This is a genomic window from Specibacter sp. NPDC078692 (genome assembly GCF_040686835.1).
Classification (GTDB): Bacteria; Actinomycetota; Actinomycetes; order Actinomycetales; family Micrococcaceae; genus Specibacter.
This window is the reverse complement of record NZ_JBFBLV010000016.1, coordinates 22,484-33,863: the sequence shown is the minus strand read 5'-3', so window position 1 is coordinate 33,863 and position 11,380 is coordinate 22,484. Positions and strand designations below refer to the sequence as shown.

Genomic DNA, 11,380 nt, shown 5'->3' with positions numbered 1-11,380 from the left:
TGGGCCGTTGCATGTCTCGGCTGGGTCTGCGGTGTATGCCTATGGGTCTAACTATCCGGTGCATGGGTCCTCGGCCAGCTACCTCGTCGACGTGATGTTCCAAGCTGCAGCGGCGCCGCTGACGGTGATCAGTAGAACGCCGGTATCCGGGGCAAGCGACCAATCCGTCAGTGCTGCCGTAAAGGCCACGTTCTCAACGTCCTTGGCCTCCGGTTACACGGTGGTAGTGAAGAACGGGGCCACGGTTTTGGCCGGGACGGCCGTGCTCTCAACGGATGGCAAGACGCTCACCTTCACCCCGGCCGCTCCGCTTCCCGCTGGCGCCACGATTTCCGTGGTGCTGGGACAGCTCATTTCCACTCAAGGGGCCACGCTGGCAGACGTTAGCTGGCAATTTAGCACCGCTGACGGTTCGGCAACGCCAAGCAACTACTCCATGTTCGGCGCTTTGGTGCCTGATACGGCATCAAATACCGATGATTCAGCGGCTATTGAACTGGGTGTGGCATTCACCCCATCAGTAGCTGGGTCCGTGACAGCCATCAGGTTCTTCAAGGGGGCCGGTAATACCGGGGCGCATACTGGATCCATTTGGAACGCTGCAGGTGTCAGACTGGCAACGGTTGCCTTCACGGGGGAGACGGCCAGTGGCTGGCAGAGCGCTACTCTGACGACGCCGCTGCAACTAACCGCTGGAACCACCTACACGGTGTCGTACTTCGCGCCGAATGGTAACTATTCATCTACCAGCGCCTTCTTTGCAACACCGTTCAGCCACGGACCCTTGTCAGTGGATGCGGGCAGCAATGGCCGGTACTTCTACGGGAGTAGCGGTGGCATGCCGAGCAATAGCTGGAACGCCACAAACTACTTTGTTGACCTCGTCTTCACCGTTCCCACAACACCTTAGCGGACAACAGACGGCGACCAAGCATGTTCAATGAACAAGGCGGGAGCCGCATTGGCGGCGGCAGCGATAGACCAGACATCACTGTCGCCAACTGTACCGCTCCGTGGCAGGCCGTAGAGCAGCGTGGTGTTGTTCAGCCATTCCACCTGATCATCCACGCTGCGTGATTCCGACAGGATAGTTTCTTTCTTAGTGGCCAGATCCAGTACGGCAATGTTCCAATGGGGCGCGGGCCCCTGGACAGTGTTCTTCTTGTACGCAATGCGTGTGCCGTCAGGGGAAATTGACGGGCACTCCGCAGTTTGCAGAAGGGAGGTCAAGGTCCTCTCGGCAAGGTCCCCACGAACCAGCCACGTTTTGTTGCCGCTGGCCGCCGTGGCGTAAAACGTGTTGTCGTCAGAGCCGAAGGTGACGCCCCACAAGTTCCTGTCAACGGGAGCAATGGGGCGCCCATCAATGATCAAAGTGAAGTCTTCCAGGTTGCCAAAATCGCCGCCTGTGGCCTTGGCAATGACCGTCGCAGTGGAAAATCCGGACGGCGCATAGGAATGCCCGGTCACGAATGCGGTTGATGCAACCAGGGTGCCGTCGGGGGAGACCCGGGTGCGGCTGGGTATACCGGGCAGCGGCCACGATCTCTCTTCCGTCCAATCGGCGGTGTAGACGGCAGCCTCGAAGGTGGTTGCAATGCCCGCGTTGGTCCGCAGACAGGCATTGGTGCCCCCGGATGAGTACACTCGGTCGCACACTGCGTCCGTTACCTGGCGCGGGCCCGCCGGGTTCTCCAGGGGCACGGCAGCCACATGGCCGTAGCCGGCGCCGGCTGCAGTGTTTCGAAAGACCACGTGAGGTACTGCGGAATCTATGACCCCGGACTCCACAGACACTGACGACGGCGCCGCCTGCCGCTGCTGATATTGGACAAAGGACCACACTCCGTAGCCAACGGCTAGGGCCAGACTCAACGCCGTGATCACCAGAAGCCACGCCCAGCGCGCGCGGGACGTCACTCGGTGACCTGGGACAGTCTAATTCCGCGTACCAGCATCACCGAAAGCGGTATGGCCACGGCCAGTGCTACGGCGGCCAGCAGAATAGCGTGTTCGCGTCCCAGCGCAAACCACAACACACCGAAGCCAACCGATGCCAGCAGTCGGGACAAGGCAACCACTGTTTGAGCGGCCGCGATCCCGCTTGCCCGGCTTGCCGGAGTGGAGAATTGACCGGCCAAGGCGGCGAGTACCCCGTCTGTTGCGGCATAAAAGACGCCTAACAGCAGCAGACATGTCAGCGTTGCCGCTGCGCCTGTGGAGGGCAGTGCTGCACACAGGTAGGCGGCTAGCAATGCTCCGTGCCCCACAATGAACAGCCGCATCCGTCCCCACCGGTCAGCGAGGCGGCCCAACGGAATGGCAAGAACTAGGTAGGCCACGTTTGTTCCTACATAGAGCAGCGGGAACCATTGGGTGGCAAACGATGCCCGGCTCTGGAGCACCAGGTATATGAACCCGTCACCGATGGTCACCAGCCCGAAAATGGCTGCCACGAGTAAAAGGCGGCGCATGCCCACGTTGTTCAAGTCAGCCCAGCGGAACGGAAGCCGGCGGGCGGTCTCAGCCACAACTGGTTGAGGGCTGGCCGGTGCCGACTGGGCCAAGATCTCGGCACGCCGTTTGCGGGCCGGAACAATGATGCCCAAAACTGCCAGCCCAATGACACCGCAGGCCAAGGAAGCCACAAACACGGCGTGGTAGCCGTTCGGGATGGCAAGCAGCACCGCGAACGCCAACAGTGGCCCAATGGTCGCGCCTACGGTATCCAGCATTCTGTGGACCCCGAAGGATCTTGCCAGATGCTCAGGCTGGGCAGCTTCGGTGATCATCGCGTCGCGCGGGCCGGTCCTGATGCCCTTGCCGATCCGGTCCACAGCAATAATGGAGGTTACGGCACCAAATCCGGTAGCTACCAGCAGCCCGGCACGCGAAACCGCTGAGAGTCCGTAGCCCAAAAAAGCGACCAGTTTGTGATGGTCAGCGCGGTCCGCTGTCCAACCTGCGCCGATACGGACAATGGCACTAATCCCCTGGTAGATACCGTCCAGGAATCCGTAGGCCACCATGGAGAGGCCCAGTGCGCCCGTGATGTAGAGAGGGAGGATCGCGTTGACAGACTCGGATGAAATGTCGGTGAAAAGACTCACTAGTCCCAGCGAGATGATGATGGGAGAGATCTTGAACGGCGTTGTGGTGCGACTCACCGTGTCGTCTTTGCCGCCACGGCGGTCCGAAAATGAAAGATACATGAAGTGGCGTCCCTAGCTCTCTGCATGCAAAATGCCAAAGACGCTGTACTCCGTACCGCCGTCTTGACGCGGTGTGGTCGTCACGGTGATTTTGTCCGTACCCCGAGTAAACCACATGGCGGATGATCCGTCGCTTGCCGGCGCTTGAGCGGCGCCTAGGCCCAATTGTGCAAACTGCTTCTGGTAGAACTGCATGACAGCTAATGGTTCCGCCGTGCTGTGGGCCACCAGGCTCACTTGAAGAATGGTTCCCTGTGGACTCACCGAACTGCTCTTCAGTGCTGAAGCCGGTGCTGCCTCAATGACGTCAGTGGGAAATCCTGTAACGATTTTCCCGTTGGCGCTTCCCTCAGCAGGGAGCGGCGACTTGACCAGCGGGCCGTCGACTCGCGATTTTGGCAAGGCCGCGCTGGTGGACTTCTGGGCAGGGGGTGCCACTTCAAGGGGGCGTTGAGGGTCCGGAACTGCAGCGGGAGCTTTAGGGTTGACGGACGGGATCACTGACGGTTTGGCAGAGACGGGAGGAGCAGCTTTGCTGACCTTGGAGCTCGGAGCGAGCGCCGAGGCAGAAGGAAGCGGAGTGGCAGGCAGCACGCTGGGAGACTGGGTGCTTGTCGCATCGGCAGCTTGAGGTGAAGTAGCCGGAGTGGTCCATAAGTTAAGCATCACCGCAAACGCTACGATGACCACTGCCAAACTTAAACCGGAAATTACTAAAACACGTGGTTTCATCGTTTTCTCGAGTCTGTTTTTCTGATCCCGATCATGAATAGGACGACCTGGCAATGCGCGGTCGCCATACCGTCTCAGACTAGCCCGGTAGCCTTAGCAGCTCCAGACTAATGCAAACAACTTAATGGTTTCGCAATACTGGGGTGGTGAGAATCAGAGATGGTCACATAGCTGCATGTCAGGATCTGTGCGCCGCTCGTGGGGCGAGGCTTCGAACTCGGCGGCTCCGCAGGGACCAAACGATCAGCACCAGCATGGTTCCTATGAACGCTCCGGAGGTGTTGGCGACAATATCGCTCCACGCTGGAACCCGTTCGGGCAAGAAGATGCCTTGGGCTAGCTCTACAGCTCCGGAGATGGCCGCAGCAATCACCACTGAAAGCCACCAGAGTCGGCGGTGCAGGCGCAGCGTCAGGATGATTCCGAAGGGGATAAACAGCAGAATATTGGCGGCAAATTCAATTTTGCGGTAGCCGATGAACCATTGCGGCAGACCGTGGCTGTGTAGCCACATGATGACGTGCGTCAGAGCACCATCAATGGGCCTGTCCACGGGAGACGGCCAAAACAGGATGCCTGCCAAAGCGGCAAAGTAGACGATTGCCAGAACGACGGCGATCTTGTGGCTGGTGGTTCTCACAAGGGTCAGTCTAAACGGGAAACTACTGCTCGTCTGTGCCCTGTTGGTAGACATCAGGGATACCGTCACCATCGTCATCGCGATTCTCGATGACGGCCAGCTTCCTGTAGTGCTTATTCCTCAAGCGAAGCACCACAGTGGCCAACAGTGCCGCGGTCAAGGAGCCAGCCAGAATGGCGACCTTTGCGTGGCTGTAGTGCGGGCTGTCGTCACCAAAGCTGAGTTCGCTGATCAGCAAGGAGACTGTGAAGCCGACACCCGCCAGGAGTGCAAGCCCCACAACATCGATCCAAGCCAGCCCGTCAGCGAGCTTGGCCTTGGTGGTCTTGGTAACGAGCCAGGTAGCGCCAAGAACTCCTATGAACTTGCCGAAAATCAAGGCAACGACAATGCCCACTGCCACGGTATCTGTGAACGCAGACTTCAGCCCGGCGATCCCACCCAAAGCAACACCAGCGGAGAAGAAAGCAAAGAGGGGCACTGCAAGACCGGCAGAAATGGGACGCATGAGGTGTTCAAAGTGCTCGGCCATTCCCGGACCAGCATCTGGCCCTCCCCGCTTTGCTGAGCGGATCACAGGGACAGTGAAACCGAGGAGTACGCCAGCGACCGTGGCGTGGACGCCCGACGCGTGAATCAAAGCCCAGGTGGCAAACGCCAAAGGGATCAGCAGATACCAGGACCTGATCCGTTTCTGAACCAGCCACGTGAACGCGAGCAAGGGCAGGATTGCCAAAGCTAGGAACCCAAAGTTCATCTCGCCGGGGTAGAAGACGGCGATGATAGCGATGGCGATGAGATCGTCAACGACGGCAAGTGTCAGTAGGAAGGTGCGCAATGCCGTTGGTAGATGGGTACTGATCACGGCCAGAACCGCCAAGGCGAAGGCTATATCCGTGGCTGTGGGAATGGCCCAGCCTTTGAGGACTTCCGGGCCAGCAGTCCAGTTGACGGCTACAAAGAAAAGCGCCGGGATAATCACACCACCCACCGCTGCGGTGATGGGGACGATTGCCCGCGCCGGATTGCGCAGATCGCCTGCCACAAATTCACGTTTGAGTTCCAGACCGGCAACGAAGAAGAAGATGGCCAGAAGGCCGTCAGACGCCCAGCCGCCCAGACTAAGGTTGAGATGGAGGGCCTCGGGGCCGATCTTGAAGTCGCGGAGGTTGAAGTAGCTTTCCGCGATGGGTGAGTTTGCCCAGACGAGGGCGATCACCGTTGCCGCTAGAAGCAGGGCGCCGCCCACGGTTTCGGAGCGGAGAATATTGTTGATGCGCACAAATTCGGGGTAGCTTCCGCGACCAAAAATGCGGGGTGTTGAGTTGGAGCTCATGGGCTGGATGGCCCTTTCAGTGGTGCAAAAGCGCCGACGCAATACATACTGCGACAAACTGCGCGAGCTTTTGGGGTTAGCAATGGCATTGCCGACCAGACTTCCCGGCGCACCTGATCACTAGTTTACAGCTTTGCTGGGTGGTATCCGACGGTACCCATAACAACATGATTGTTGAGCGAACCGTGGTGCCCTACGTGAAAGATCACTAGCCCATTGGCCAGAGAACTTAGCTGATTGGGGTCGAAAGTTTAGCCGTTTCGAAGTTGGTCTTCGTGTCGCTTATGGGTTTGGCTGAAAGGACTGCCTAATGGGGGCATGATTCTTTTCGAATAGGAACTCTTCATGAAAAAAGTTATGAAGGCAGCTGTAGCTGCTGGAGCCGCAGGTGCATTGCTTCTTGGGGGAGTCGGGACCTTGGCATTGTGGAACGCTGACGCAAACGTCAACGCGGGGACGGTCACAACGGGTCATCTGACAATGACAACTGACGCCGCAGAGGGAGTCTGGACCGAGACGAGCGAGGGGGTGGAGCCAGAAAACGCTGCATTTAATCCCCTCACGGACCGAATGGTTCCCGGTGACGTCCTCACGTTCAAGCAGAATGTTATTATCGGTGCATCCGGCAAGAACTTGAAAGCGTTGCTCAGCGAAACCGGACTGACTGGTGGGACAGTTCTTCCTGCCGAGGTGACAGTTGCTCTTGCCGTGGATGATTCTGCCATTGGCGTGTCGCAGGACGAGGGTACCGGCGTGATTACTTTCGCCGCGGAAGATGAATACACCGTTCCGGTGACGGTGACGGTGACTTTCTCAGACTCTGCCGTGGGTACCATGAAAACCCCAGTTGATCTGGGCGCTCTGACCTTGACGTTGAACCAGGTCCGCTAACCGACGACGCCTTAGTCCTACATGCGCAAGATCCTCGTCACCGCCCTTGCTGCGGCCGTGTTTGTGGTGCTGTTTGCCAGCGCCCAAGGCACGGCCGCGCTTTGGCGTGCCGAGGCGCAGCTAGAACCGGGCGCCATCACGACGGGGACTTTGTCCCTAGCTGCGGGTGACGGTGTCACAAACGAACAAAACTTTGGGTTTTCTTCCCTCAACACTTCTGTCCTGGCGCCGGGAGGATTCGTCCAGGCACCTCTGACCATTAGCAACACCGGAACCACAGCGTTGACTTACACCCTGGCTGGGGCGCACTCGGTGACCACAGTGCCAAGTGCGGCGGATACGGAACTGGCTGGCGCCGTCGTCCTATCCATCCATGTCACAGCGGAAGCTGCGGTTTGTACGGCGGATTCCCCAAGTGCTGGGGTGGAGCTGTACCAAGGGTCATTGTCGGCTGGTGCAGCATTTGCTCAAGGCAGAGAACTGGCGCCAGACGCTACAGAAACACTGTGTGTGCGTGTCGCGTTGCCGGAGAAAGTGGAACCGATAGCGGCTGGTGGCTCCATCGAACTGCAACTGGGCTGGCGAGGTGACCAGCTGTGAGCACCGGCGTTGAGCAACCCCTCGAAACAAAGCCGGCGAAGGGCCGCAGAGCTGAACGCGTGGAGAAGACCGGCCCCTTGTGGTGGTTCGGACAAATCGCATCATGGTTTCTGCTGCTCACAATCCTTGCCATTGCCGCCGTCATGATTGTCATTCCGCGGATCGGCGGGGCCACTGCCTACACGGTGTTAACCGGGTCCATGGAGCCGGGCATGCCGCCGGGCAGCCTAGCCGTGGTGCGACCCGTGGACCCGACCACGCTGCGCACCGGCGATGTCATCACGTATCAACTGAAGTCGGGTGAACCCGCCGTCGTGACCCACCGTGTGGTGGGTGTGGGGCACACACTTGACGGAGAACTGAGGCTCACGGCCCGCGGGGACGCCAACACGGCCAACGACCCGCCCATTCAGGCTGAGCAGATCCGGGGCAGTCTTTGGTACAAGGCGCCTCTGCTGGGTTACCTCAATTCGGCGCTGAGCGGCTCGCAACGTCAGTGGCTGACCATCGCCGCGGTGGCAGGGCTGCTGGGTTACTCCGCATTTATGGCCGCCAGCGCCCTGCGTGATCGACTCGGAAGGAACCCGAAATCATGACCTCACTCATCGCTCAGCATCATGGAACGGGACGCAGGGCTGTCTTGGCTGTTGTAGTCGTTGCAGTCTTAAGTACGACGGCGGCACCCGCCTTTGCGCTGGCGGATCCACCCTCCGAAGTGGCTCAGGGGGCGCCTGCCGGGCTGTCTCCTGACAGGGGCAGCTCAGCAGTCCGGCTTGCCTACAGCGCTGACGGTGTGGGCTATTCACAGACTGTTCCCGCAATCTTTGAAAACACCCCCAAGCTCGTGCCGGGTGAAAGCGTCGAGGAAAAACTGTGGGTGCGCAACGACTACGACGTCGCCGTGGACGTCGTGGTTGGCGCGCCCGTCCTTACCGCCGGCGGACCAGGCGCTGCGGAGCAACATGTTTCCGTCCCAGTGGGACAGGCGCCTGTTGAGGTGGAGCCGTCCACCGTTGTGACTTTGGACCCGGGCGCCAGCGGAACCGTACTCGTCCGGCTGACGTTGCCGGAAACAGCGGGCAATACCAGCCAGGGTCAGGCTTGGCCGGTAAATTTGCAGGTCAACATCAGTGAAGCTGCATCCTCACCGGAAACTGCGACACAGCATGTAGAACTCGGTCATACGGGTGGCATGACTGGGATCTGGCCGCTGTCCGTTGCCGCAATCCTCGCCGGGGTGGGTGCGTACGCCGGTGCCCGCCGGCGCAACCGCCACCCCGTGACCGCCGTTCATGAAGGAACTGGATCATTTGAAAGCAGTGGATCATGAAGACCCGGCGGAGTACGGATGCCGTGAGAGGGGCCCGTAGCGGCAATCAGGTGAAGGCGCTGCTGTCATTGGGGCTCCTGGCCGGTTTTGGGGCAGTGTCTACTTTGGCTTCCTGGACCGGGGGAGCCACCGCAACGTCCACGATTGGTGCTGGCACGGTCGCTATCGGGGTGGGTGCCACGGGGCCGACAGTAGAGGAACGCTATACGTTCGATATGGGGACGAACTGGTATCCCGGTTTGAGCAAGACCACCATGATCACGGTAAAAAATACTGGAACATTGGCGGCACGGTACAAGGTCTCCGGGGCGATTGCGGACGAAAACGGTGAGGGCTGGGGTGCGGCCATGGCTGTGCAAATTGCCAACGGTGCCAGTTGTGAAGAGGGTGTGCTCTTGCAGAAGGATGCAGGCTCGGAATTTGATGAGCCGACTACTCAGGCGTCGTTAGCAGCTGGCGAAGCGCAGACACTGTGTGTGGAATATTCACTGCTCACCAATGCACCCACCACGCTCCAGGGAAAGTCGACCACCATCACCCTGAGGTTCACGGCAACCGTGGGGGTGTCGTCCTGACATGAAATCTCCCATGGCGGCCCAAAAGACGGTGCTGGAACGGTGGCTGCTCAATGTAGGCGCCGTACTTGGTGCGCTCTGCTTGGTATTGGCTGCAGCATCTGTGGTGTTTGGCATCAAGCCGTTGATCTTTTCATCCGGCTCCATGGGGCCAGCGATCCCCACCGGCTCTTTGGCGCTGGCTTTTCCGGCAGCTGCTGCCGAGGTCGCCCTTGGGGATGTGGTGTCGGTGGTAACCTCCGACGGCGTCCGCGTCACCCACCGAGTTGTTGCCAACGATCCCGCGACCGGACTGGCTCTGAAGGGTGACGCCAACCCTATCGCGGACCTGCAGCCCTATACCGGAGCAAACGTTGACCGGGTGGTTTTCAGCATCCCAGGGATGGGGTACGTGGCGAGCTGGCTCTCGTCGCCCTGGCTATTTGGGCTGGGTGGATTGCTCTGTGCCTACCTGATATACGTAGCGTTCTTCAGGCGTGACGCCGTCCCCGGAACAGAATCTGCGGACGGCGAGCCAGTCTCTAGTGTGACCAAGCCGCGGACCCGGCGTCGGACATGGCTGGGGATTGGCGCCATTTCCGTGATAGTTGCCGTCGCCGTTCCGCTGGGCGTCGCGGCCAAGGTGGAATCCACGCAGGCGGCGTGGACAGGGAGTGCAGTTGCCAGTTCGGGTATGACAGCGTCAAAGATGCCTCCTGCGGGCGCGCTGAGCTGCCAGGAGGCCGTGAGTGGCAACCGATCAGTGACCGTCAAATGGCAGACTCCGAGCAACGCTCCTGTGGCAGCGGACCTCTACCGGATCGAGGTGACGGCGGGAGGTCAGAGCAAAGACGTTACTGTGCCTGCAAGTACAACGTCGCAGGTATTGTCTTTGGATGACCCGAATGGACTTTTGGGAGGCCTCGTGGCCGCGCTGGGAAACCTTTTGGACTTCCTGTTGGGTGCGCCTAAACCCGTGGGCGTGAGCGTTGTGGCGATTTATCCAGGGGGCTGGGAATCCGGGGCTGTGCTAAATGGTGACATTGCCAAGATGGCGCCGTATCTTCTGGTATCGGCGAAGATTGAATGCACTCAGTAAGAGTCAGCAACAAGGAGACTTGGGAGGGCGGTATTTCTCCGCTATCTCTTCTTGTTGGCACGCTCGACGCGCCAATCCGATTGCGAGATGTGCACGGCCGGGCCGTTGCAGGGCGAACTCGAAGGTGAATTTGGGATCTCATCCCGACCGGAGAACCTAGATACCGGAGCCACTGCAAGCGTTGCCAGCGAAACGTCACCAACGACACCCTCAAGTTCGCTTCCAATTCCGCCCCACGATCCTTCTGGAGCAGGCTAAGTCATCAACACATTGGCGGGCATCGAGCCAATCACAGAAGGCATAGAAGCTGCACTGTGCTAGCCCGGCTGGTGATATGCGCAATGGCCCCGGTGGCGGCTCCTGTCATTCGCAGGTGCCACCACTGAGGCCACTCTTGTGTTTCACGGCACCCGGGTGGGCCGGGCGCCGTCGTGCCTGGAAAAACTAGGAGTGCGTGTTCAACCATTCCTGCGCCAGAGTTGCCTGCAGGTTCAGCGCCCGCCCAATAACCGGCTCGGCGGCGGAGGCGATCTTCGCGCCCAAGAACGGCACGCTGGACTTGACCTCACCTGTCAGCTCAACCACTGTCGACTCGCCCGAGACCACCAGCTTCTGCACGGCCGAAACATCCACCGGAGCCTTGGCCACGGTCAGCTTGATGGTGTTGGTGCGTGAACCGTCGGCCGCCGGGGCGCTCCAGGACTCATCCTGGGTCACCGTCAGGGTTGCGCCGAGCACCTTCTTGGCAATGTCGGGCATGCGCGTGGTGGGCAGGGTGCGCACCGTCTGGGTGGTGAACGCGCCGGTGGTGGCCCCGTTGATGGTGAAGGACTGCAGCTCGCCCCCCACGGTTTCGCTGACATGCTTGATGAAATCTTCGTTGGCAAAGACATCTGTCACGCTCTGGGCGGTGGCAGTAAGAGTTGTTGAGGCGGCAAGCGCCATGGTTCCTCCAAGATAAGGGGGTGTTTGGGGCAGTTCCTAGG

13 protein-coding genes are annotated in these 11,380 nt (G+C 59.8%); 7 read left to right on the top strand and 6 right to left on the bottom strand.

The genetic code is table 11. The features are described 5' to 3' along the window. Positions 1–910: DUF4082 domain-containing protein (locus AB0O97_RS12170; protein WP_363882875.1), on the top strand; the 910-nt coding region annotated here is incomplete at its 5' end. On the opposite strand, the gene AB0O97_RS12165 is transcribed toward AB0O97_RS12170, so the two are convergent. The 5 genes from AB0O97_RS12165 to nhaA form a co-directional block, all read right to left on the bottom strand. Then, positions 907–1,920 carry a hypothetical protein gene (locus AB0O97_RS12165; protein WP_363882872.1) on the bottom strand — a complete coding sequence of 338 codons (1,014 nt, stop codon included), beginning with the start codon at positions 1,918–1,920 and terminating at the stop codon, positions 907–909. The genes AB0O97_RS12170 and AB0O97_RS12165 overlap by 4 nt on opposite strands. Further along, positions 1,917–3,212, bottom strand: a complete 1,296-nt coding sequence (locus AB0O97_RS12160) for an MFS transporter (protein ID WP_363882870.1) — start codon at positions 3,210–3,212, stop codon at positions 1,917–1,919. The genes AB0O97_RS12165 and AB0O97_RS12160 overlap by 4 nt, the downstream gene beginning before the upstream one ends. A 12-nt stretch (positions 3,213–3,224) precedes the next feature. Further along, complete coding sequence (locus AB0O97_RS12155) at positions 3,225–3,878, bottom strand: hypothetical protein (RefSeq protein WP_363882867.1); 654 nt, start codon at positions 3,876–3,878, stop codon at positions 3,225–3,227. A gap of 244 nt (positions 3,879–4,122) precedes the next feature. Continuing rightward, entirely contained in the window at positions 4,123–4,584 is a 462-nt protein-coding gene (locus AB0O97_RS12150) for a VanZ family protein (protein WP_363882864.1), read from the bottom strand. Between the two features lie 22 nt (positions 4,585–4,606). After that, on the bottom strand, positions 4,607–5,920 hold the full coding sequence (gene nhaA / locus AB0O97_RS12145) for a Na+/H+ antiporter NhaA (protein ID WP_363836800.1): 1,314 nt from the start codon (positions 5,918–5,920) through the stop codon (positions 4,607–4,609). A 345-nt stretch (positions 5,921–6,265) separates the two neighbouring features. Between nhaA and AB0O97_RS12140 the strand changes: the two genes are divergently transcribed. From AB0O97_RS12140 to AB0O97_RS12115, 6 genes are read left to right on the top strand one after another with little or no spacing between them, the layout of a single operon-like run. After that, the gene (locus tag AB0O97_RS12140) at positions 6,266–6,811 is read left to right on the top strand and encodes an alternate-type signal peptide domain-containing protein (protein ID WP_363882861.1); all 546 of its coding nucleotides are present in this window, start codon (positions 6,266–6,268) and stop codon (positions 6,809–6,811) included. A gap of 21 nt (positions 6,812–6,832) precedes the next feature. Continuing rightward, a complete protein-coding gene (locus AB0O97_RS12135; RefSeq protein WP_363882858.1) occupies positions 6,833–7,411 on the top strand; it encodes a hypothetical protein in 579 nt (192 codons plus the stop codon). Further along, on the top strand, positions 7,408–8,007 hold the full coding sequence (locus AB0O97_RS12130) for a signal peptidase I (RefSeq protein ID WP_363836794.1): 600 nt from the start codon (positions 7,408–7,410) through the stop codon (positions 8,005–8,007). Before AB0O97_RS12135 ends, AB0O97_RS12130 begins: the two co-directional genes overlap by 4 nt. After that, the gene (locus tag AB0O97_RS12125) at positions 8,004–8,741 is read left to right on the top strand and encodes a hypothetical protein (RefSeq protein WP_363882855.1); all 738 of its coding nucleotides are present in this window, start codon (positions 8,004–8,006) and stop codon (positions 8,739–8,741) included. Before AB0O97_RS12130 ends, AB0O97_RS12125 begins: the two co-directional genes overlap by 4 nt. Continuing rightward, a complete protein-coding gene (locus AB0O97_RS12120; protein WP_363882852.1) occupies positions 8,738–9,316 on the top strand; it encodes a hypothetical protein in 579 nt (192 codons plus the stop codon). Before AB0O97_RS12125 ends, AB0O97_RS12120 begins: the two co-directional genes overlap by 4 nt. Position 9,317: 1 nt before the next feature. After that, positions 9,318–10,394 carry a hypothetical protein gene (locus AB0O97_RS12115; RefSeq protein ID WP_363882849.1) on the top strand — a complete coding sequence of 359 codons (1,077 nt, stop codon included), beginning with the start codon at positions 9,318–9,320 and terminating at the stop codon, positions 10,392–10,394. Positions 10,395–10,838: 444 nt separating this feature from the next. Here the strand turns inward: AB0O97_RS12115 and AB0O97_RS12110 are convergent, their stop codons facing one another. Further along, a complete protein-coding gene (locus AB0O97_RS12110; protein ID WP_363882846.1) occupies positions 10,839–11,339 on the bottom strand; it encodes a DUF2505 domain-containing protein in 501 nt (166 codons plus the stop codon). Positions 11,340–11,380: the final 41 nt, after the last annotated feature.

Excerpts from the sequence above, each read along its gene's own strand:
- AB0O97_RS12160 (WP_363882870.1), bottom strand. The coding sequence starts at position 3,212 with ATGTATCTTTCATTTTCGGACCGCCGTGGCGGCAAAGACGACACGGTG.
- AB0O97_RS12155 (WP_363882867.1), bottom strand. The coding sequence starts at position 3,878 with ATGCTTAACTTATGGACCACTCCGGCTACTTCACCTCAAGCTGCCGAT.
- nhaA (WP_363836800.1), bottom strand. The coding sequence starts at position 5,920 with ATGAGCTCCAACTCAACACCCCGCATTTTTGGTCGCGGAAGCTACCCC.
- AB0O97_RS12140 (WP_363882861.1), top strand. The coding sequence starts at position 6,266 with ATGAAAAAAGTTATGAAGGCAGCTGTAGCTGCTGGAGCCGCAGGTGCA.
- AB0O97_RS12135 (WP_363882858.1), top strand. The coding sequence starts at position 6,833 with ATGCGCAAGATCCTCGTCACCGCCCTTGCTGCGGCCGTGTTTGTGGTG.
- AB0O97_RS12125 (WP_363882855.1), top strand. The coding sequence starts at position 8,004 with ATGACCTCACTCATCGCTCAGCATCATGGAACGGGACGCAGGGCTGTC.
- AB0O97_RS12120 (WP_363882852.1), top strand. The coding sequence starts at position 8,738 with ATGAAGACCCGGCGGAGTACGGATGCCGTGAGAGGGGCCCGTAGCGGC.
- AB0O97_RS12115 (WP_363882849.1), top strand. The coding sequence starts at position 9,318 with ATGAAATCTCCCATGGCGGCCCAAAAGACGGTGCTGGAACGGTGGCTG.
- AB0O97_RS12110 (WP_363882846.1), bottom strand. The coding sequence starts at position 11,339 with ATGGCGCTTGCCGCCTCAACAACTCTTACTGCCACCGCCCAGAGCGTG.